The sequence below is a fragment of the Streptomyces sp. DI166 genome, assembly GCF_900091315.1.
Classification (GTDB): domain Bacteria; phylum Actinomycetota; class Actinomycetes; order Streptomycetales; family Streptomycetaceae; genus Streptomyces; species Streptomyces fuscus.
In genome coordinates this window covers 24,935-45,641 of the sequence record NZ_FLSP01000062.1, presented here as the reverse complement: position 1 = coordinate 45,641, position 20,707 = coordinate 24,935, and the positions used below count along the sequence as shown (strand labels likewise).

Here is a 20,707-nt window from a genome sequence, read left to right as displayed (position 1 = left end):
GGACGCACTGCGCAGGTCAGACGCGCGGGGAGGCGCTGAACAGGAGGGGCTTGCGGTAGCCCGTGCCGTCGCCGGACCAGTCCAGCTCGATGTAGCCGTCTGCGAGGTACTGGTACCGGCCGCTGGCCTTGGTCTTGAGCGTTCCCGTCTTGTAGGAGCCGTTGCCGTTGCTGTGTTCGAGGGCGTGCTCCAGGTACGTGTAGTTGGCGTACTTCACGACCGGGTCCGTGCCGGCGGTGGACTTCTTGGTCTGCAGGTGGAAGCGGGCCTTGTTAAAGGTGAGGCTGGTGTGCTGGTTGCTCGCGTAGGGGCCGTCCCAGTAGACCGTGGCGGTGGTGTAGATGTAGCCGCCGCTCCGCTTGGCGCAGAGTTGGACGTCAAAGTCCCAGTTGTCGGAGTCGGGTCCGTTGTACGACGGGTCGTCGACGGTGTAACTGCTGGTCGTGCAGTGGTAGCTGGCGGCGGAAGCCGGCGTGGCTGTGGCCAGGGCGGCGGTGCCGGCGAGCGTGGCGACGATGGCGGCGGTGGATGCGGAGCGCTTGAGCTTGTGCATGCAGGGCCTTTCGGTGATGGAGGCTTACTGGGCGCAGGTAGTGGTGCGACCGGGGACCGGGGCGTTGAGGTCGGTCGGCGTGGTCTTGCGCCGTACGACGTGGCCGGCGGCGAGGTGGCGCTGGCAGATGGTCAGGACGGGAGGTCCTTCGGGGAGGCGCTCGGGGTGGCATTCGGTGCCTGCCTCGTCGGCCACGGGAAGGAGGTGGAAGGCGTCGTGAACGGCGGCGGTGGCCTGCCACAGCCGGGTGTGCGCGGTGGCGAGCTGTCGTCCGGCGGCGGGATGCGGGGACCGGGTGGTCTCGTCGAGCTGGTCGAGCAACTGGTGCAGCGCGGTCAGATGGGCATGCAGCACGTCGAGGTGCGCGCGGTCGGCGGCCGTGGCCGGGTGATCTGCGCGCGCGGCGAGGGCGCGCGCGTGATGGCGGATGCCGGCGCTGGCAGCCCGTAGGTACGGGTACGCCTCTCCGACGGGGATGGCAGAGGTCAAAGGGGAAAGGTTCCTTCCTTCCGCGGCGGCAGGACGTCGGCGGTCGGCCGGGGGGTGGGGTGTTACAGGGCGGTGCGGGCGAGAGGGAGAGCGCTGAGCGTGAACGCCTCGGGCTGCTGAAAGTTCAGGCGGCGCAGGTCAACCTGGGCCGTGACGGCGGCGGTCTCGATCTGCGCGCAGGCGGCGTCGAGAAGGGCGTCGGTCTCGGCGGACATGGTGAGCAGCCCGGTCAGAGCGACGTCGGCGTGACCGGCGATCAGCTGACGCTCGCGGGTCTTGACGTCCGCGTACTCGACGCTGTCGGCTTCGGAGTCGACCTGCCCGCGCCGCGACCTCTCGTTCGCGTCGGCGATGATCGCGGCCTTCTTGCGCTGCACGTCGCGCATCGCGGACTCGAGCCCCTGCGGCACGTATATAAGGGAAAGGGTGCGGCGGACTCCGGCGGTGAACATGAGCCCGTGCAGGAAGCCTGCGGAGGTTTCGGTGCGCGGCCAGTCCTCGACCCAATAGGTGGCGTGCCGCGCGGAGTCAGTGGCGAGCCGGTCGTACTCCTCGACCTGCACGACCGGACCGGCGGCGGCCGGGTCGGCCTGGCCCCGCCCGGACTCCGACCACTGCTGCAGTCCGGAGAGCGCCTTGGGGTCGTAGGCGGTGCGGATCACGGCCGCGATCTCGCGCGCCGAGAGCCAGCCGGTCACCATCAGTCCGGCGCTGCGCGCCGCCTGGGCGATTGAGCTGGTGGTCTGCTCCATCACCGTGAAGGCACCGGGAAGGCCGCCGCCGGCCTGTGAGATGAGCCGCTTGGCCGCCTTCAGGTCGAGGGAGATCGCCAGGTACGCCTCGTGCGGGGCGGCTGCCGGGCCGGCGGAGGCGACCAGTTCGCTGTACACCTGTCCGGCCACCGGTGTCTCGGGGTGGCCTTGCTGGCTCCAGTGGCGGGCGAGGGTGTCGCCGCTGTCGGGGACGGTGCGCTCCAGGACCTGGATGGTGGCGACGTGTCCGGTGCGCGCGATGCCCGCGAGCGCGCGGCCCCATCCAGCGACGTTGTGGTTCTGGGTCGCGGGGTCCAGCAGGGCGAACGCGCGGCTGGAGACGCGGGCGACGGCGGTCAGGGTCTGGTGGTGCGGGTCGTGGACGGCGGCGGCGCCATTGGCGGAGTCGCCGGGGGTGACCACTCGCAGCGAGGCGGCGGTGCCGGGCAGGTGCAGGATGCCGTCCTGGCGGGGGCGGGTGACGGGCCGGGCGAGCCACAGGGTCTGTCCGGTGCGGCGACGTAGCGCGAAGCGCAGGACGATCGGCGCCCAGTCGATCAGCGAGCGGCCGTGCCGGCGGATGGCGACCAGGGCGGCAATCAGGGCCCACAGCGGCGTCAGGGCGATGACGCCAAGCAGCCCGGTGGACACCACCGTTCCGAGCAGGAGCGCCAACGCGCAGGAGACCAGGACGAGTTGCGGCAGGGACAGCCCGAGGAGGATGCCGCGCCGGGAGCGGTGGGGGAACTTGACGGTGAGCGGTTGGACGGTGAGATCAGACAAGGGCCGTTCCGGGGGTGCGCGGGGCGGTGGCTGGGGCGGCACGCGGCGAAGAACCGCTCGGCGCGTGCCGCCCCGGAGTCGGGCAGGAGCTACAGGCCGGTGGGCGAGGGCGGCGGTGTTCCGGTCCCACTGATGGCGGCCGAGTTCGGTCCCGGCGGGGTGCCCTGCGGCGGGGGCGTTGAGGCGCCGCTGCCGGGCTGCGACATGAATCCACTGCCGCCGCTGGGCGCTGATGCGGAACCGCCGCCGCCTCCGGGAGCGCCGCCTACCTGGCCGCTGGTGTCATCGCTGGGGCTGGTCGGGGGCGGCTGGACGGCCTTCTCCAGACCGGAGTTGATCCCGTCGCCTCCGGAAGCCGGGGAGCTTTGGCTCTCCTGGCCGCCGCCTCCGGTGGGGTTGGCGGCGATGTCGCCGGGGAATCCGCCGCCGGCGGCCTCGGGTCCTGCGGCGCCCGCGCCGGCTGCCGCGCCGCCTGTTGCGGCGGTGGCGGCCAGGGCTGCGGCCTTGCGTCCCGCCTTCTCGGCGTGCTGCCGGGCGAGCTGGGCGCCGGCGCCACCGGCGCGGTGAATCGATTCTCCGTCGGTGCCCTCGGCTGCCCAGTGGACGAACTTGAAGGTGGCGTACGGGCAGAGCAGCACCAGCACCATGATCACGATGCCTGCCATGACGTCGGCGAGCGCGCCCAGGCCGTCCTTGGCCTCGGTCTTGCCCATGGCGGCGATGCCGAGGACGAAGATGATGGTCATCAGCAGTTTGCTGACGACGAGGGTGGCGGTGGCCTCGATCCAGCCGCGCCGCCAGCGGCGGGCGACTTCCCAGCCTCCGCCCGCCCCGGCGAAGACCGCCAAGGTCACCATGACGAGGATGCCGACCTTTCGGACCATCATCACGCACCAGTAGAGGAACGCGCCGACGGCGGCGCCGAGCCCGGTGAACACGGCGACCAGCCAGCCCAGGCCCGCCAAGGAGGGGATCTGGGAGACCTTCACGATGCGGCGTACGGCCGATTCGATGGACAGGTGTGAGGCTTTGAACAACCCGGCGGACAAGGCGTCGACCACCTCGATGGCGACGGTGGTCAGGGCGATGGCGGCGAACGCGAAGATCACGCCCGAGGCTGTGCCGGTGAACGCCTGGGTGAGGGCCTGCCCGTCGCGTTTGACGGCGGCTCGGATGAGCTGTGCACAGAATGTCCCGACCAGGATGACCAGGCCGATCGGCAGCAGCATCTCGTAGTTGTCGCGGAACCAGCCGGCGTTCAAGTCGACCTTGGTAGTGGCGTCCACCGCCTTGGCGGCCAGGTCGGCTGCGGCGGCGGCGAGTTCACCGGCGCTCTTGGCCATCCAGTCGCCGATCGCCTTGCCGGGATCGGAGGCGAAGTCGACGGCCTCGCCTACGGCGCAGAGCTTGTCCGCTACGGGGAAGTCGCAGAAACCCAAGGGAAGGTGGCCTCCTTATCTATCGGTGAGGTGGGTCACTGCGTGACGCTGGGGGCGATGGCGGCGAGGGCGCAGTCGTGGTTGGGCCGGCACTGCACGGCGAGGGTCACGGCACGGTCCTCGGCTCCGCCGCCGCCCTTCTTCCACTCGATCTGCTGCTTGCCGTTGACGGTGACGACGTAGATGTACGCCTCGGTGATCGCGGAGGGGTCCTCGGCGAGGGCCTGCTTGAACGCGCCGGGGTAGTGGCCTTCGGTGACCATGGCACTGGCGTGCTGGTCCTGGTCGGCCATGCGCGACCACAGCAGCGGGTCGGGGACCTGACCGGACACGGAGGCCCAGTCGTTGTACTTGGTCTCCTTGGTCATCCACGCCCGCATGCCCGCGAGTTGCTGGTCGCGGCTGGTGTCGCGGGTGTCGTACGACCAGAGCATCGCCGCCGCGGCCTTGGCGAAGGCGACCGGTTCGGCGATCTGTGGAGGCTTGGGCACCGACCCCGACCCGGCCGAAGGCTTCGGCGTGGCCTCGGTGGGTGAGGAACTGCTCGCCTGCGAGGACGTGTTGCTGTTGTCGTGGTGTTCACCGCGGTCGGTGAACCAGGCGGCGGTCGCGGCGACGACGAGCAGCGCGGTGATGACCAGAGCGACGATCGTGACGCGTTTGTTGGTCGACCAGGTCACGCCGTATCCGGACAGGGAGGGGAGTCGATTCGGCATCAGTGGACCTGAGCCCCGAGGCCGGAGAAGAACGCCACGATTCCGTTCGCGGCGCCGAGGCCGAGCGCGGCGCCGGCCGCTACGACCGCGCCCTTCTTTCCGTTGGCCTCGGCCTGGTGACCGCCGGTGTGGTGGCCCCAGGCCCACACACCTAGTGAGACGGCAAGGGCGCCGACGACGGCGATGATCCCGAACATGTTGATGCTGTTGACGACGTTCTTCAGCACGGACAGGCCGGGCAGGCCGCCGCCCTTGGGCGAGATGCCTGGGTCGTAGGCGAGGAGGACGGCGGCGCGGTCTGCGAGAGGTATGGGCATAGGTGTGGCGGGGCTCCTTGCGTGCGCGGGCCATGCAGGGGCCGGCGAAAGGGAAAGAGAGAGAGGAGGAGTGCGCTCGCGGCGCGAGAAGGGGGCCCGGCGGGCGCGGCCCGGGAGGTGTCCGGGCGGCGCTCGGCGTCAGAGGACCCGGCGGACGGCCAAAATTTCCCAGTCCTTGATCGGCGTGATCCGGACCGGTTTCGATGTGCGCGGCGCCTCGATGACGAGGCCCTCGCCCATGTAAAGACCGACGTGTTCGGGCCGGGCAGCGGTGCCGCGGCTGAAGATCAGGTCACCAGGCTTGAGGTTCTTCGCCGAGACGGCCTTGCCCTCGTTGACCTGGGTGTACGTGGTGCGGGTGAGGTGGACGTCGGCGTGCGCGTACGCCTGTTGCATCAGCGAGCTGCAGTCGCAGCGGCCCATCGGGTCGGGGCCGTGGGCGTCGGTGCACGAGCCGCCCCACTGGTAGAGCGTGCCGAGCTGGTGCATGGCCCACTCGATGGCCTTACGCGCCTTCGGATCGGCGCTCTTGGGGATCTTGTATCCCTTCGGGACGCTGCCCTCGGGAATCCGCCCGAAGGACGTGCCGTCCTTGTCCGGAGTACACCCTCCGGCACTGGGCTCGGCATCCTTGTCCGAGTCCTTGGCGGGCTTGTCCTTGTCGGCGTTCGGGAACGTGGCGGCGATGGCCTTCTGCAGCGCGGTGGCCAGGTCCTCCCACTGCGCGTACGCGTCCGGATAGCCGGACTTCTGGACGGCCTGGGCAGCTTGGGTGACCTTCATCTGCTGCCAGCCGTCGACCTTCAGCAGCGCCTTGTAGAAGCGCTCGGAGGCGTAGACCGGATCACGGATCTGCTGCGCGGTTCCCCACCCCTGGCTGGGCCGTTGCTGGAACAAACCGAGGCTGTCCCGATCCCCGGAGTTGAGGTTGCGCAGCCGCGATTCCTGCATCGCGGTGGCAATCGCGATGATCTGCCCCTTCTTGGGCACGTCAAGGCTGATGCCGGTGGCCACGATGGTCTGCGCGTTGGGAATCTGTTCGGCCGGAAGGTCCAGGCCCTGGATGTGGACGTCTTTGGCGGACGCGCCGTCGAGGAGCTTGGCGACCTCCTTGGTCACCTCGGCGGTGTCGATGCCGGTCAGGCATCCGCTGAAGGAGGAGGTGGTCGCGGCTTCGCTGGAGGACGCCATCATCATGGCGGTGCCCGCGAGCAGGAGCGGGGAGAGGACGACGACGCCGATGCCGGCGGCTATGCCCTTAAATCCGTGCCGCCTCCCGGAAGGTGGTCACGGGCCGGCGGACGGATCGCGGGCAGGGGAGGGTAGAGCGATGTCACAGCGAGAACCCTTGCTGAAGTCCCAGCGGCGCGTGCGTCGTTGAGGAAAGGGCGCGACGCTGGGTGGTGGGCAATTCGGGTGGCCCAGGTGCCTGTGCGAGTTGCCGCTCGCACCGGCACGGGCGTCGGGTCAGGTGTGCCAGGACATGGGGGTACCTCCTTGAAGGCGGGGGCGGGGATGTGCCATCGGCGGTGTCCGCCGGGCAGTTCCAAAACAGTAAGGGCGGATCCCCGGTTGCCGAAATCGTTCGTGATCAAGGCTCAACTTCGGGGATTTCGGCGGCGATAGCGCTCAACCGGGGATCGTGCTCTACAATTTTGGCTCCTCCCCTCGCCCTCTCACGTCGCAGACCGCGGAGCCGTCTGCCCGCATTCGGTCCTGTGGGGTCACCCAGGCGAGCTGGAGCGTCTCTCCCTCATCTCTCACGCGACCCGAATTGGAATATCTCTTTGCCATTTTCCCTGCACCAGGGCGACGCGCTCAGCGTCCTCGCCGAGCTCCCGGACAACTGCGTCGACTCCGTCATCACCGATCCGCCGTACAACAGCGGCGGGCGGACGGCGAAGGAGCGCACCTCGCGGTCCGCGAAGCAGAAGTACACCTCGGCCGACGCCCGCCACGAGCTGCCGGACTTCACCGGCGAAAACATGGATCAGAGGTCGTACGGCTTCTGGCTCACCCAGATCATGACCGAGGCGCACCGGCTCACCAAGGTCGGCGGCACCGCGCTCCTTTTCACCGACTGGCGGCAGCTGCCGATCACCACGGACGCCATCCAGGCCGCCGGATGGCTGTGGCGGGGTGTCCTCGCCTGGCACAAGCCGCAGGCGCGGCCCCAAAAGGGGCGGTTCACCCAGAACTGCGAGTTCATCGTCTGGGCGTCCAACGGCCCGATCGACGCGGCCCGCAACCCGGTCTACCTGCCGGGCCTCTACAGCGCTTCGCAGCCCAGCGGCAAGGCGCGTCAGCACATCACGCAGAAGCCCGTCTCCGTCATGCGCGAGCTCGTCCAGATCGCCCCGGAGGGCGGCACCGTGCTCGACTTCACCTGCGGATCCGGGTCGACCGGGGTCGCGGCGCTGCTGGAGGGACGCGACTTCATCGGCGTCGAGAAGACCAAGCAGTACGCCGAGATTGCCGCCGACCGCCTCACCGAGACGCTGCAACAGACCCTTTCCCAGGATGACTTGACGCTTGTCGTCTGAGGGTGACTCTGCGGCGCGGCGTACGGCGTGTTCCGAGCGTGTTCGCGTCGTGCCGCGCGCAGCGATATAGCAGCGAAGTCCCGGTTACCGAAACCGGGGATTCTCCGGATGGTTGGAGCGCAATCGACGCCCTATGGCTGCGGCCCAAGGAGGCCCCTTTTCGTGCCTGAATCCATAAACCCCCCGGAGGATGCGGAGACGGATCCGGTCTGGACACCCGAAGACCCTCGCCGCTCGGAGGGCGGAGAGATGGAGCCGGTCCGGGTGCCGGACTCCCGTCTGGCGAGCATGCAGGCGGACATGGCCAAACTGATGGATCTCGCCGCGCAGCACGAGCGCCAGCTCGACGACCTCTCGGCCGCGCCACCGACACCGGACTCGCCTTTCGCCGCCTACGGGTTGCCGGGCTTCGCGGGTCTGCCGCCCGCGCCGGCGCCCCCCGAGCCGCGTCCGATCCTCGAGCTGGAGGACGAGGAGTACGAGGACGAACTCGACGCCCTGTCCGACTGGGTCGATGACTTCCTCATGCGGGTCTACGGGGCGGAGGTCACGACCGCCGCCCCGTGGTGCGAGCAGTGGCAGGAGCACGCCGACGTCGTCGCCTGGCTGCACGCCCTGTGGCTGGCGTACCAGCAGCACAAGGAAGCCGAAGCCGGGCTGTCCGGGTTGTTCGTATGGCACCGAGACTTCCTCACCCATGCCATGGCCACTGTCCGCGCTGCTGGCGGCCCGCTGTCCGCGTGCATGACCGACCCGGACCGCCCCGCGCACCGTCTGCTGCCCGGCCCCCGTCCCTCGAACCGAACCACCTCCGCGATCGAGGAGCCCGACGAGCCCGGGGAGCGCGGGGACCACGGGGAGAGCGGCGAGCTGGGCCAGGCAAGCGGATGACCGACCGTGAGGACCGGCCGGCGTACGCCCTGTCCTTCGACCCCCGCGCTCTGACCGACCTCCTGCAAGCCCCCGGCGACATCCGCGACCTGGCACTCGCCCAGCTTCAGGACATCGTCAACGCCCGCCTGCACGGCGCCAAACTCACCCGCGACCTCGCCGGATGCCGCAAGGTCTACTTCGATCACCGGGCGCAGTGGCGCATCGTCTACGCCCAGCGGCCGGCGCCCGCGAACTCCACACACACCACCGAGATCCACGTCGTGGCCATTCGCCTGCGCGAGGCGCACGACGTGTACGACACCGCCCGCGCCCGCCTCGGCATCCGTCGGCGCCCGCTGGGCGAGCGCACCCACGCGGCCCGCACCCGCTCGCCGCAGCTGGGCACGCGCCCACCCGTGCCCAAGCCGGGACCGCCGCCCTACGCGATGCCCGGCCTTCCCCAACCCGCACTGCCCCCGACCCTGAAGGGCCCCGTTCGTTGACGCAGTTCCCCAGCCTGATCGACCAGGTCGCCGCCGCCGTACTGGCGCCGGCCCAGGTCACCGAGAACCCGCACCACCGCGCCATCCTCGACGCCTTCGTCGAGATCCAGGAACTCGACCGCCAGCTCGCCGAGCTAGCGGGAGCCGAACTGCCCGGTGTCAGCCCCACTGAGCAGCTGAACACCCTGACCGACCTGCTGGTCGAACGGATGGCAGCCGGTGCCGAGCTGAGTGCACTCCTGGCCACCTCCTGCTGCTGCGCAGCCGCGTACGAGGCCGATCCGTCGGCCGAGTACGAACCGCTCGACGACGAAGTGCCCTACTTCGACTCGGGCTTCGACGGGTTGTACGACTTCGACGAGCCGGACGATCGGGAGGACTTCGACGACCTCCACGCGGACACAAGCGAAGAGTTCCTGTCCTGCCCCAGTCGCCCGCAGACGATCGTCCATGCCTGCCTCACCGTCTTCGACGACGAGGGCGCCCCGGAGTACGTGAGCACCGCGGAGCTGGTCAAGCGGCTGCGCGATCTGCCCGGCCAGGCCGACGGGCGCTGGAGCTACGCCGACCTCACCCCGCTGCGGCTGGGTCTGCTCCTGCGCGGCTATGGCGTTCAGCCCTGCAAGCCGCGCGCGGCCGACGGCAGTCGCTACCGGGCCTACCGGCGCGCCGACCTGCTGGCGGCCCGCCCGACCTGCTCCTGCTGAGGCATCCCGCCCTCGCGCACACCCGGCGGGTGACGGAGGCGGACTGGCGCCTGGTCGCCGCCCTCCACGCCCAGTGCTCCGAGCAGAACCTGCTGCGCCGCTGGGGCCGCATCCGCATCACACCCCATGACCTGTCCCGGCTCCTCACCCACGCGGACTGTTGGATCGGGCTCGGCGCAGACAAGCGGCCCCTGGCCTTGGTCTGCGCCGGGCTCGTCACCCGGGAGCCCGGGGTCGTCGATCTTGGCCTGCAGGTCGTCGACCACCGCCAGCGCCAGGGCATCGGCACGGCCTTGGCTCGCCAAGCCGCCTGCCTCGCCCGCGCGCGCGGGGCCCACACCCTCTCCGCGTTCACCCAGGCGTCCAACGCGCCCATGCTCCGGCTCCTCGATCGGCTCGGCCCGAAGTCGCACACCCGCGACGGCCCGTACGTCGAGGTCCGCGTCGCCCTGGACGCGCTCGCCCCGGATCCAGAAATCACCCCGTCATGACTCGACCCCCTCTCGACGGGTTGGTGCCCACCGCCCTTGACAAGCGGATCGAGGCCGCCGTCGGATACGGCGTCGAGGAGCTGCGCCGACACCGCGACGGCGGACTCCTCGACGCTCCGCACGCCGCCCTGGCCGACGCGCACCGCGACCTGGCGGCGGCCGAGCGGGACGTCACCTTCTACCGTGTGCGTCTCGCCCGCCTCGCCTCCAGCGAACTCCCGGTTGACCAGGCGCTGTTCGCGCGGATCGACCGCACGCTCAACCAGCTGGCGAAGGCCGCCGCCGTACGCGATGCGAAGCAGACCGTCGCAGCCGTGGCGTTGGAGCCGATCGAGACCGCGGCTCCCCAGCAGGCGCCACCGCAGCTTGCGACGACGGACGTCGCGGCCCTGCTCGCCATCGCCCAGGGCGCCAAGCTGCACGAGCACCTCGTCACCCGCCGTCTCGCCGTCGCAACCCCCACGCGCACCCGGATCTCCTACGCCCAGCTCCAACGCCTGGAGGCGATGGGCCTGGTGGAGCGCGACAGGGCGCATCCCGTGCAGGCCGGTCAGCCCGTCGCCCTCACCGATATCGGCCGCGCCGCGCTGACCGCACCCCGCCGCTCCGGTCCGCCCGGCACCAGGCCCGCGCCTGTCCCGCCGGGCTTCCCTGTCGTCTCCCGAAGTCGCCGCTGAACAGGGCATCCGTGCCACGCGCAGGAAGCCGCAGGCGCCATCACCGAAAGCATCAATGTCCAAATACGAACCCGATTTCCGCCTCGACGGATACGAAGCCGTCAACGACCACGTCGCCGATCAGTTCTGGAGCCACATCGGCATCGAGCAGGACTCGATGACCGTTCTCGCCGAGCACCACAGTGCCGACGCCAGGCACAGCTTCTTTGTGATGCATAACCGCGCCGTCACCTGGGGCATCCCCGGGGAGCCGCGGCTCGTCGCCCTGCACCTCAAACGCGACCATGCCGCGCGGACCTACCAGTTCGACCACGCGGAACTGCCGCTGCCGTCCATGGCCCAGTCCTGGCTGATCGCCCGCGGCTGCCCCGAGGAGGCCATCCTCCTGCCCGATGGCATGGGCACCGCGCCCGCGAACGAGGCCACTAGCGCCTTGGAGAAGCGGCTGCGCAGCGACGGCGATCACTTCGCTCTGCTCACCAGCTACACCAACGATGACGACCCGGTACAGACGACCGTGATGCTGCGTGCGCTTGATGAGAAGGCGGCGCTGCCCTTCCGCGTGCTCCTCGAAGAGGTCGACACGACCGCATGGACGCACACCCTGCGTGAGGGGGGCTTCCCGACCTTCGAGGCCGCCACCCAGTGGTGGGAAGCGCACTGGAACGGCGACAAGCCGCAGCTGCCGACGGCCTCGCCGGCGACGCGGGCCACCGCCGTCCCGGGCCTGCCGGCGCGGCCCGCGCCTCCGCGCGGCCCCAGCCGCTGAACTCCCGCTCATCCAACGGTATTTGGATTGTCGCCCAGGGCGGATTTCCTTCTGCCGGGCTGGACGCGGTGCGGAACATAGCACGCAATCCCCGGTTACCGAAACCGGGGATTCTCCGGATTCTTGTTCTCAGCCCGCACGGCATTCGCCTGGGGCTGCTTCCGCATTCCCTCTCCACGCCGTAACGCCAATTCCCTATCCCCTACCGGCATTCCCGAATAGAAGGGAGCTACTTCGTGCTTGATGACAGCGAAGACGTCATGGGTGTCATCACCGAGCGAATCGAGGGCCGATTCCAGATGCCGCTCGCTGATCTGCGCCGAGCGGTTGAGGCGGCACCGCAGGCCAATCCCGAGGCCACCACCGTCGTGCACTGGTACGGCCTGCTCGCCGAGACGCAGCAGGCGCTCGACACCGCCGAGGACGCGCTCGTCGAGGCACTGGGCACGCACGCGGGCGACGTACTCGACGATCCCGTCGTGGAGTTGGCCCACCAGGTCAACGCTGCTGTCGCCTCCCGCGACGGCCGCGCCATGGTCGTGAAGTACCTCCTCGACCCCAACGCCCCCGGCAAGCGCGGACCCGGGGTGTGGCGCGGCGCGTCTCCCGCCGTCCGTCGCGCTCCGGCCCTGCCTACCTCTCCGCCCACGCTCCCCAGTGCGCGGAACGCTACGGCGCGCGGGGCCACGCGGTGAGCGTCATTCAAAGGTCCAGCAGCCGTGATGCGGCACTGCAGGAAGCGTTCGGTGCCGAAGTAGCCGAACTGTACGCGCATGCAACCCGCGGCGAGGCGAGTGCTGCACTCCAGCGGGCGCTGGAACTGCGCAGCTTCCTCGCGGTCGCCGAGGAGCAGGTGGCCCGTGTCCGTGACCGCGTCCATGCCGCGACGGCAGCCGACGGGGACATGGACGCTCTGTCCGCCGAGGACCTGCGGTGGGACGCGGACTGGCTTCAGGCGGCTCTGGCCGGCCGGGACGGCTACACAGCCGCACTCGACGAGCTGTTGCGCACTATGCCCCCGCCGAACCAAGTAGCGGTGTCGCGCGCAGCGGTGAGTCCCAAGATCGCCGCCACCGCTCCGCCCGCCCCGGCAGCATCCCGCGCCGGGGCGGTGCGGACCAGACGTCCCTGAAAGTCCACCGATTGCCCCAGTCCGACACCCCGTCCCCCGCCGTTTCCCAGCTCGTCGCCCAGCGCATTGAGGCGCTGTACGGACAGCCGCTCGCTGAACTCGAAGCCCTCGCCGAGGCGACCCCCGAGACCACGCTGCTCGCCGCCCTGACCGGCACCCACAGCGACTTGGCCCTCGCCGAACGCAACATCGCCTTCCAGCTACAGCGACTGCGTGAACTCACCGCCCCTGACCGGGAGATCGGCGGCTTCGCCGCCGGTCACATCCTCGACTGCGCCCGCCGCATCGCCGAGTCCGTCGCCACCCGCGACGCCTACGCCAAGAGCACCAGCGCGGTCCTGGGCGGTCTGCGCCGGGTGTCCGCACCGGACACCCACCCGCCGGCTGCGCCGCTCCCGGCCACGCCGACGGCGACCACCTCCCGCACCCGCTGATCCACCTGTACCGCTTGAGGAGCCACCTTCTTGGCCACCACCGCGCCGTCGCCCGCCACACCGACCGATCTCTTGGGCGTCACCAAGACCCTGGACCTGCTCGCCCCGCGCTGGAGCGTGTGGGTGCTGATGACCGTCTCCTCCCAGCCGCTGCGTTACGCCGAGTTCAAGCCGAGGCTGCCGTGGCTGGCGGACGGCCAGCTCCACCCCCGGCTGCGTCACCTCACCAACGCCGGCGTCATCGAGCGCACGGAGTACGCCCCGCGCCACGTCACGTACGGCCTCACCAGCCGCGGCTCGGCGCTGCTGCCCGTCCTCACGGTGATCGCGTCCTGGGGCGACACGTATCTGGAGAAGGAGTTGGTCGCCAACAAGCACACCGGCGCGATGGAACCCGAGCGGATCGCGCCAGCCCAGAACATCGACGACGCCGTGGCGCTGCTCGCGCCCCGACATGCCACCCCGATCCTGCTCTGCCTGCAGACCCGGGGCACGGCGACCGCCAAGACGCTGGCGTCCGAGGCCATGCCCGGCTACGGGCTGACCGCCGTCTACAAGCCGCTGGAACGCCTGGTCGCCGACGGACTCGTCATCGTCGGCGGAACCGGCGGCTACCAGCTGACCGCGAGCGGCCGGGCTCTCGCCCCCGTCTTCCAGGCGATCTCCGCCTGGGCCACCGCCCCTGCCCCCGAGGCTGATGCCCGTCGGACCCCGGGGCAGGGCGCCGCCCCGTCGCAGAACCGTTCCGGCCCGTGGGCCACCACTCCGACTCGTCTTCCTGCGCCTGCGGTTCCGGCTGCACCGGCGGCGCGTCCCGCACTGACCACCACGCCCCCGGACCGTCCGGCCTGGAGGCCCGGAGACCTCTTCTCCCACCAGATACCCGCCCGCCCGATTTCCCCGGCAGGAGGCCCGCGCCGATGAACCGCTCCCTGCCCCAGGCCCTCCTGCACCAACGCCGCGCGATCCGGACCCTGACCCTGCTGGCCCTGATCCGCCTGGTCACCGAGATCGACGACAACGGCCCCATCAGCCACCAGAAGGGCAGCCTGCAGAGCGCCTTCGGTGACCTCACCGCCGGGCAGCTGCGCTATGCCATCGACGTCGCCCGTGACCTCGGCCTGGTCCACGCCGACGAGCAGGCCCCCGACCGCTACCGGCTCACCGCGAGCGGCGAGGCCCTGGCCGAGGTGTACGACACAGCGGCCCGCTGGGCGCGTGCCCGTCAGTTTCCCGACACCAGCAGCGACTTCGTCACCCGCGTCCAGCACCCCCTCCAGCTGTCGAGCCGCAGCCCGCAAGCGACCGGCTCGAGCCTGGAGCCGTCGGCACCGCACCAGGTCCTGGCCGAGTTTCTGCAGGCGTACCCCCGCGTCCTGCAGCACGCCGACGCCCGCTGCGCGCAGCCGCCGGCGGAAGCGGGGCGCGCTGCGTGAGATCCCGTGTCGGACCGCGGCATGCCCGCCGCCCGGTCCCCACTGTGCTGCGCGGCATCTACCTGCCGCGCAGCACGGACGCCGCCGCGTTCGCCATGGCCACCTACGGCATCCCGCTACTGGTGTTGGCCACCACCAACTCCGCAGCCCTGACCGGCCTCGCCTTCGCGCTGGAATGGATCCCAAGACTGGGTGCGTTCGCGTTCGCCGGGGCCCTGGTCGACCGCCATGGCACCACAGCCGTGCTCCGCTACGCCTCGGTGGCCCGCGCCCTGGTCGTCCTGGCCGCCGCACTCCTCCTGCCCCGGCAGGAAGCGGGACTCGGGGCGACCGTCACCGTCATGGTGCTCGCCGCGTCCACCGGGATTCTCACAGAGTGCTCGTACATCGCGACCGAGACCGCGGGCGGCGTCGCCAGCCGCGAGGCCGGCGCCCGCGCCCACCGGGTCCAGTCGGTGCTCCTCGGCATTGACCAGGTCGCCACCCTGACCGGCCCGGCACTGGCCGGCCTCCTGCTCCAGTGGACCGGCGCCACCGGCATGCTGACGGTGATCGCCGTCTCCTCACTGCTCACCAGCGTCCTCGCTCCGCGCCAGTACCGTCGACCGCAGCCCTCCGCCGCGCAGCCGGTCGGCAAGGGGCTGCGCACCGGATGGTCGACCCTGCGGGCCCTGCCGGCGCTCGGCTGGCTGGTGGCCGGACTGACCGTGTCCAACCTGGCCGTCGGCCTGCTGCAGGCCGCCGCCCCGGTGATCATCGTCAAGCAGCTCGGCCACTCCACGGCCGACGTCGGATTCATCTGGTCGGTGGCTGCGGTCGCCACGCTCGGCGCGGTCGCCCTGTGCCGTCGGGCGATTGACCGTCTCGGCCTTTGGCCGGTCGGCGTCGTGTCCGCCACGATCGCCGCCACCGCCTGCCTGGCCGTCTCCTTCGCCGACACCTACCACGCGTATCTCGCCCTGATCGCCGTCCTCATGGCCGGCGAAGGCGGCATGACCGTCGTGCTGCGCACCCTGCGCTCCCGCCTCATCCCCGCCGACGTGTTCGGCGCCACTCTCTCCCTGACGATCTTGCTGCTGTTGCTGCCCTTCCCGCTGGCCGGCGTCCTCGTCGCCGCCGTGCCGCCCGCCCAGCTCGGCCACGTCATCGCGCTCTGCGCCGTACTCCAGGCAGCGGGCCTGTTCACCGCCTTCGCCCGGCTGCGCACCACGCCAGCCCTGCGTACCTCCTTCGCCTGACCGCCTGCCTGCACACCTCACGGAGCCCCGCCATGCCCACGTCCCACGCCCCGGCCGACCAGATGATCCTTCCGATATCCCGACCGTCGTTTCGCGCAGGATCGCGGCCCACCCTGATGGACCGGTTCCTGGCCTTCGACGCCGAGCACCCGTACGTCTACCGCGCGTTGGAACGCCTCACCGCCGACCGGCTCGCCACCGGAGCCACCCGGGTCGGGCTGAAGGCGCTGTTCGAGGACCTGCGCTGGCAGCTGCCCCCAGGCGTGCGCGGCCTGAACAACAACTTCACCGCCCTGTACGCCCGAAAGCTGATCGCAGACCACCCCCACTGGGCGTCCGCCTTCGAGCTGCGCCGTCGCCGCACCCCCTGAACCCCGGCCGCCTGCCTCAACTCATCTTGCCCTGCCACTGTTTGGAGCCCTGTTGTCCTCTCGCCCCGTCGTCCTGGTAGTCGCAGCCGCCGACATGGAGGCGCACGCGTATCGGGCGTACTGCCTTGAAAACGTCCGTGCCCACTACGACATCGTCCTGATCTCCGGCGCCGAGCCGACCTGGGAGAAGGAGTTCGTCGTCGACTACGCCGTCGCCGACCCCACCGACCAGGCGTCACTGGCCGCGGCCGGGCACGCGCTCGCCGAGCGGCACGAGCTGGCCGGCGTGCTGACGTGGACCGAGTGGTACCTCGTCCCCGTCGCCCGTCTCGCACGCCAGCTCGGCCTGCCCACGACGACTCCAGAAGCCCTCCAGGGCTGCCGCAACAAGCACACCTCCCGCACGCTGTTCGCCCGCCACGGGGTGCCCTCCGCCATCTCCGTGAGCGTGCGCACCGAGCGGGAGGCGGCCGACGCCGCCGCACTGATCGGCTATCCCGTCGTCCTCAAGCCCGCCGCGCACGCCGCGAGCATGGGCGTCATCCGCGTCGACAACGCAAGCGAACTGCCCGCCGCGTACGCCTTCGCCGCGCAGACCGCCGGCCACGGCGTGGAGAGCACCCAGGTCCTGGTCGAGGAGTACCTCGACGGGGAGGAAGTGAGCGTCGAGTGCGTCACCTTCCAGGGGCAGACCACCGTGGTCGCCGTCACCCGCAAGACCGTCGGGATGCCGCCCTACTTCGAGGAGCTGGCGCACGTCGTCGACGCGAACGACGAGCTGCTCGCGACCGTGGCGCCGGTCGCCGTCGCGGCCCTCGACGCCGTCGGCGTCACCGACGGCGTCAGCCACGTCGAGATCCGCATCGTCGATGGCCGCCCGCGCCTGATCGAGGTCAACGCACGCATCGCCGGCGACATGATCGGCCACCTCGTCCACCTCGCGACCGGCGTCGACCTGGCCCGCGCCGCCGCCGACATCGCCTGCGGAATGCTGCCCGACCTCACCCCAACGCGCAGTCAGTCAGCGGCGATCCGGCTGATCTATCCGGTGTACTCCGGCACCCTCACCGAGCGCCGCCTGGACGCCGAGTTCACCGACCACGCCGACTGGCTCGAGCGCGTCACCTTCCACCGCGACGCCGGCGACCGGCTCGTGCTGCCACCGGACGGCGACATGTTCAGCGCCCGCATCGGCTACCTCATCACCACCGGACCCAGCGCCAAGGTTGCGCAGGCCCGCTCCACCGAGGCGTACCGGTACCTGTCCGTCCAGGTCACCCCCGCTGAGACCGCCTGACGCGACCACGCGCCCGACCTGTATCCGGATGCCTCCTTGAACGATCCCGATGCAGACATAGACGGCGACGTCTACGTCTTCCCCCGCTATCTCGCCGGCAGCACCTACACCGGCGACCCCGCCCTTGAGCCCCTGCTGGCGCTCGGCTGGCAACTGACCGATGACGACCTCGGAAACGTCTACGTCACGGCTCCTGACCGCAAGATCCGCCTCGGTCACCTACCAGAAGGCGGCGACGACGGGCTGTGGCGCATCAACGCCTACGAAGACCGCTTCGGCCCGCCCACCTGGGGCGTCAGTTTCAACGACATGTGCCCCACCGAGTTCGTCACTGCCTTCACCACGGCCCTGGCGTCCGCGTACCAGGCCGGCCCCGAGCGCTACCTCGCCCGCCCCAACCCCGCCGACCCCGAACTCGTCGCCTTCAACGCGATCGTCCCGCTGATCAACCGCGGCTGGAAGATCCAGCCGAGGCGGTGGGGCGTCATGGAACTGCAGACCACCGACGGCATGGCCGGACTCGAATTCGCCACCGGACGCCTCGATCCGGAGAAGGAACTCACCACCCTTCAGGCCCGCTGGTATCTGCAGGGCGGCCCGACCAGCGGATACGCCCGGTGGTACGCCACCGCGTCCACGAACACGCCGATCTCACTGGTCACGGCCATCACCGAGAGCGTGTCCGACCCCGCGCCCCTGCCCCGCTGGAAGGACCAAATGTTGCGCGCCCTGCGCGAGACCGCCCAGCTCGTGCCCGTCACCCCTCCGCCGCCCTCGGTTCCCACACCGCTCGACGTCCGCCGTAGCGCTCCTCGTCGGGCGCCCGCGCTGACCACGCGCAGCGTTCCGCGCTGGAGCACCACGACCACCCCGTCGGCAGCCCTGCCCGCCCGCCGCTCCGTCCCCCGCCGCTGAGGGACCAGACGCCCTTCGTCCGAGAGAAGCCCTTTGGCCCTGCACGCCCAGCAGTTCTTCGATGACGTCCTCGAACTGCCCTTCCACCAGTACGCCGTCATCGGCGACACCCTGTACGCCGCACCGCAGCCGACCTCGCCCCTGCGGCTGCGGATCGACTTCGCCCCGACCATCCGCCAAGGCGAGTACGACGGACTGCGCCTGCGCGTCGTCCACCCCGAGCAGGGCGTCCTCGACACGGCGATCCTCCGCTTCGCCGACCACGGCACCTTCGCCCGCCGCGATGAGGCCCGCGACCTGGTGGCCGGCCGCGACGGCCACGCCGTCATCCGCGACTGGCACGCCCACAGCAGCCAGCCGCCGTGGCACGGCGCGGACGGCGCCGGGCTGCGCACCGCGATCGAGCAGTACGCCCACCTCTGGATCCCGGCACCTGCCGCACCCCGCCCGGCAGCCCGCCCTGTTGCCCAGCCCACAGCCACCACCGGGGCCTCGCTCCGCAGCCGTTGAACACCACCTCGTCACAGAGTTCCGCATGTCCCCCTTCGGCCTGGCCGCCGCCCAGGGCCTGGCTGGCATCGCACAACTGCCTTTTGAGCAGCTACAGCAACTCGTACGAGCTGCCGCCCGCCGCTACGCGATCACCGCACCGACCCGGTCGACAAGTCGACTGCCCGCTTCACCCCCGCGCCCGGTGTCGGGCCGCTTTCGCTGAACAACGACACGCTCGCCCGCCTTGCCTGTTCCCACCTGTACCCCTTGGAGAGTTCCTTCTTGCGTATCCGTTCCGCTCGCGCCCTCCCGGCGGCCGTTGCCGTCGCTGCCACGGTGACCGGCTCCCTGTCCTGGGCCCCGACTGCCTCGGCTCAGAGCACCGACCCCACCCCGTCCGCATCCACGGCCTCGACTCCGCGCAACGCGGCCGAGCCAGAGACTGGCGGCGTGGCCATCCTGAAGAAGGACCCCGACGGCGACAGGCTCGCCGGCGCGGCCTTCGCTCTCTTCGACTCTGCGGGCAAGGAAGCCGCCAACGGCAAGACCGACGCCCAGGGCAAGCTCGCCTTCAAGGACCTCGCACCGGGCGTCTACCGCCTCAAGGAGGTCTCTAGCGGAAGCAACCTGCACGACACGGTTGACGACCAGGACGTCATCGTCACCCCCGGCACGGACACACCGCTCACGATCGTCGACCCGTTCAAGGACGCCTCGGTCCTGCTGAAGGCCAAGGACGACAAGACCGGCAAGCTCCTGGCCGGATCCACCGTCAACATCGGCAGCGGCGACAAGACGCTCCTCACCCTGACCACCGGCTCCGACGGCACGGCCACCGGCAAGCTGCCCGTCAACTCCCGTACCGGCACCGACTACTGGGTCAAGCAGGTGAAGGCACCCGCCGGCTACGACCTCTACAAGTCCTCGAAGGACTTCAAGGCCAAGCCGGGCGATCCGGTGACGGTCACCACGACCAACGCCAAGACGGCGACCACCTCGCCGCCCACAGAGAAGCCGACCGACAAGCCCACCGCGAAGCCGAGCGACAAGCCCTCCCTGGGCAAGCCCGGCAAGGACGAGGACACCCCGGCCCCGTCCGACTCGGCCACCCCCAGCTCTGACGAGACCGTGTCGAGCACCGCGGCCCCCGCCCCCGAGGGCTCGCTCGCGCACACCGGCGCCGACGCCACGCCGTGGCTGCTCGGCGGTGCCGGCTTCCTGATCGTCGCCGGTGGAGGCGCCCTCGTAGTAGCTCGCCGACGCCGTACGGACGACTCCACCGACGAGAACTAACGACCTACAACAGCGCACAAGCCCCCGAAATCATCCGATTTCGGGGGCCTGCGTGCGCGTGTGGTAGCCCGTACCTAGTGACTTGGTTCGGAGATTCGTGAGCGGTAGTCCGCGCTGGAGTCGCCGGTGGGCACGGCGGTGGTGACGCTGATCCGCTTGTCGCCGCAGGTCTCGGTCACGTGCCAGAGGTATTCGGTCCAGTGGGTGCCGCTGCCGCGCGTCAAGCGTGCCTGGGCCTCATACGGCGACTCGATCGGAGTCCGGGAGGGCGGCTGGCCGTCGCGTTTCGTGCGCGGCCTGTACCGCCCTTTGACATCCACCAGGAAGTGCTGCACCACGATCGTTCGGAGTACACCTTCGCCTGCGCCGGAGCGCCGCCGGGGAACCGGTCGTCAAGGCGTTGCAGCCGCGGGTGTCGTTGCCCACCTGCTCCAGGCTGGCGACGGGGTGGCTGGGCTGCGAGTTCAGGCGAACCGGCCAGCTGGAG

The 20,707-nt window shown here is 70.5% G+C and carries 26 protein-coding genes; 18 read left to right on the top strand and 8 right to left on the bottom strand.

The window, feature by feature from the left end; genetic code table 11:
- Positions 1–16 precede the first annotated feature (16 nt).
- From GA0115233_RS26610 to GA0115233_RS26580, 7 genes are all read right to left on the bottom strand, one after another.
- Positions 17–553 (bottom strand): hypothetical protein, encoded by a 537-nt coding sequence (locus GA0115233_RS26610; RefSeq protein WP_093722836.1) that lies wholly within the window; start codon positions 551–553, stop codon positions 17–19.
- Positions 554–577: 24 nt separating this feature from the next.
- Positions 578–1,042, bottom strand: a complete 465-nt coding sequence (locus GA0115233_RS26605; RefSeq protein ID WP_093722835.1) for a DUF6238 family protein — start codon at positions 1,040–1,042, stop codon at positions 578–580.
- 62 nt (positions 1,043–1,104) lie between these two features.
- Complete coding sequence (locus GA0115233_RS26600) at positions 1,105–2,577, bottom strand: SCO6880 family protein (RefSeq protein ID WP_093722834.1); 1,473 nt, start codon at positions 2,575–2,577, stop codon at positions 1,105–1,107.
- Positions 2,578–2,666: 89 nt separating this feature from the next.
- A complete protein-coding gene (locus GA0115233_RS26595) occupies positions 2,667–4,016 on the bottom strand; it encodes an SCO6881 family protein (RefSeq protein WP_093722833.1) in 1,350 nt (449 codons plus the stop codon).
- Positions 4,017–4,051: 35 nt separating this feature from the next.
- Complete coding sequence (locus GA0115233_RS26590) at positions 4,052–4,732, bottom strand: hypothetical protein (RefSeq protein ID WP_093722832.1); 681 nt, start codon at positions 4,730–4,732, stop codon at positions 4,052–4,054.
- Positions 4,732–5,049, bottom strand: a complete 318-nt coding sequence (locus tag GA0115233_RS26585; RefSeq protein ID WP_093722831.1) for a DUF6112 family protein — start codon at positions 5,047–5,049, stop codon at positions 4,732–4,734. The genes GA0115233_RS26590 and GA0115233_RS26585 overlap by 1 nt, the downstream gene beginning before the upstream one ends.
- Positions 5,050–5,187: 138 nt before the next feature.
- Positions 5,188–6,240, bottom strand: coding sequence for a C40 family peptidase (locus tag GA0115233_RS26580; RefSeq protein ID WP_255310365.1), 1,053 nt, complete (start codon positions 6,238–6,240; stop codon positions 5,188–5,190).
- A 596-nt stretch (positions 6,241–6,836) separates the two neighbouring features.
- Between GA0115233_RS26580 and GA0115233_RS26575 the strand changes: the two genes are divergently transcribed.
- The 18 genes from GA0115233_RS26575 (at position 6,837) to GA0115233_RS26490 (ending at position 20,220) form a co-directional block, all read left to right on the top strand.
- Positions 6,837–7,592, top strand: coding sequence for a DNA-methyltransferase (locus GA0115233_RS26575; protein WP_093722829.1), 756 nt, complete (start codon positions 6,837–6,839; stop codon positions 7,590–7,592).
- Positions 7,593–7,841: 249 nt separating this feature from the next.
- Positions 7,842–8,483: a DUF4913 domain-containing protein gene (locus tag GA0115233_RS26570; RefSeq protein ID WP_093722828.1), complete on the top strand. Its 642-nt coding sequence runs from the start codon at positions 7,842–7,844 to the stop codon at positions 8,481–8,483.
- The gene (locus tag GA0115233_RS26565) at positions 8,480–8,968 is read left to right on the top strand and encodes a hypothetical protein (RefSeq protein WP_093722827.1); all 489 of its coding nucleotides are present in this window, start codon (positions 8,480–8,482) and stop codon (positions 8,966–8,968) included. The genes GA0115233_RS26570 and GA0115233_RS26565 overlap by 4 nt, the downstream gene beginning before the upstream one ends.
- Positions 8,965–9,675, top strand: coding sequence for a DUF3631 domain-containing protein (locus tag GA0115233_RS26560; RefSeq protein WP_093722826.1), 711 nt, complete (start codon positions 8,965–8,967; stop codon positions 9,673–9,675). Before GA0115233_RS26565 ends, GA0115233_RS26560 begins: the two co-directional genes overlap by 4 nt.
- A 29-nt stretch (positions 9,676–9,704) precedes the next feature.
- Positions 9,705–10,166: a GNAT family N-acetyltransferase gene (locus GA0115233_RS26555; RefSeq protein ID WP_093722825.1), complete on the top strand. Its 462-nt coding sequence runs from the start codon at positions 9,705–9,707 to the stop codon at positions 10,164–10,166.
- Positions 10,163–10,843, top strand: coding sequence for a hypothetical protein (locus GA0115233_RS26550; RefSeq protein ID WP_255310364.1), 681 nt, complete (start codon positions 10,163–10,165; stop codon positions 10,841–10,843). The genes GA0115233_RS26555 and GA0115233_RS26550 overlap by 4 nt, the downstream gene beginning before the upstream one ends.
- A 55-nt stretch (positions 10,844–10,898) precedes the next feature.
- On the top strand, positions 10,899–11,612 hold the full coding sequence (locus GA0115233_RS26545; RefSeq protein WP_255310363.1) for a hypothetical protein: 714 nt from the start codon (positions 10,899–10,901) through the stop codon (positions 11,610–11,612).
- A gap of 236 nt (positions 11,613–11,848) precedes the next feature.
- Entirely contained in the window at positions 11,849–12,307 is a 459-nt protein-coding gene (locus GA0115233_RS26540; protein WP_093722823.1) for a hypothetical protein, read from the top strand.
- On the top strand, positions 12,304–12,744 hold the full coding sequence (locus tag GA0115233_RS26535) for a hypothetical protein (RefSeq protein WP_093722822.1): 441 nt from the start codon (positions 12,304–12,306) through the stop codon (positions 12,742–12,744). Before GA0115233_RS26540 ends, GA0115233_RS26535 begins: the two co-directional genes overlap by 4 nt.
- 11 nt (positions 12,745–12,755) lie before the next feature.
- Positions 12,756–13,178, top strand: coding sequence for a hypothetical protein (locus tag GA0115233_RS26530; RefSeq protein ID WP_093722821.1), 423 nt, complete (start codon positions 12,756–12,758; stop codon positions 13,176–13,178).
- 30 nt (positions 13,179–13,208) lie between these two features.
- Positions 13,209–14,102: a winged helix-turn-helix transcriptional regulator gene (locus tag GA0115233_RS26525; protein ID WP_093722820.1), complete on the top strand. Its 894-nt coding sequence runs from the start codon at positions 13,209–13,211 to the stop codon at positions 14,100–14,102.
- Positions 14,099–14,614 (top strand): hypothetical protein, encoded by a 516-nt coding sequence (locus GA0115233_RS26520; RefSeq protein ID WP_093722819.1) that lies wholly within the window; start codon positions 14,099–14,101, stop codon positions 14,612–14,614. Before GA0115233_RS26525 ends, GA0115233_RS26520 begins: the two co-directional genes overlap by 4 nt.
- Entirely contained in the window at positions 14,611–15,852 is a 1,242-nt protein-coding gene (locus GA0115233_RS26515; protein ID WP_176711945.1) for an MFS transporter, read from the top strand. Before GA0115233_RS26520 ends, GA0115233_RS26515 begins: the two co-directional genes overlap by 4 nt.
- A gap of 62 nt (positions 15,853–15,914) precedes the next feature.
- The gene (locus GA0115233_RS26510; protein ID WP_176711946.1) at positions 15,915–16,223 is read left to right on the top strand and encodes a hypothetical protein; all 309 of its coding nucleotides are present in this window, start codon (positions 15,915–15,917) and stop codon (positions 16,221–16,223) included.
- A gap of 94 nt (positions 16,224–16,317) precedes the next feature.
- Positions 16,318–17,520, top strand: a complete 1,203-nt coding sequence (locus GA0115233_RS26505; RefSeq protein ID WP_093722816.1) for an ATP-grasp domain-containing protein — start codon at positions 16,318–16,320, stop codon at positions 17,518–17,520.
- Positions 17,521–17,556: 36 nt separating this feature from the next.
- Positions 17,557–18,435, top strand: a complete 879-nt coding sequence (locus tag GA0115233_RS26500; protein WP_093722815.1) for a DUF317 domain-containing protein — start codon at positions 17,557–17,559, stop codon at positions 18,433–18,435.
- Between the two features lie 33 nt (positions 18,436–18,468).
- Positions 18,469–18,945, top strand: a complete 477-nt coding sequence (locus tag GA0115233_RS26495; RefSeq protein WP_093722814.1) for a hypothetical protein — start codon at positions 18,469–18,471, stop codon at positions 18,943–18,945.
- 264 nt (positions 18,946–19,209) lie between these two features.
- Positions 19,210–20,220: a SpaA isopeptide-forming pilin-related protein gene (locus GA0115233_RS26490; protein ID WP_093722813.1), complete on the top strand. Its 1,011-nt coding sequence runs from the start codon at positions 19,210–19,212 to the stop codon at positions 20,218–20,220.
- A gap of 74 nt (positions 20,221–20,294) precedes the next feature.
- Here the strand turns inward: GA0115233_RS26490 and GA0115233_RS41190 are convergent, their stop codons facing one another.
- On the bottom strand, positions 20,295–20,558 hold the full coding sequence (locus GA0115233_RS41190; RefSeq protein ID WP_176711944.1) for a hypothetical protein: 264 nt from the start codon (positions 20,556–20,558) through the stop codon (positions 20,295–20,297).
- Positions 20,559–20,707: the final 149 nt, after the last annotated feature.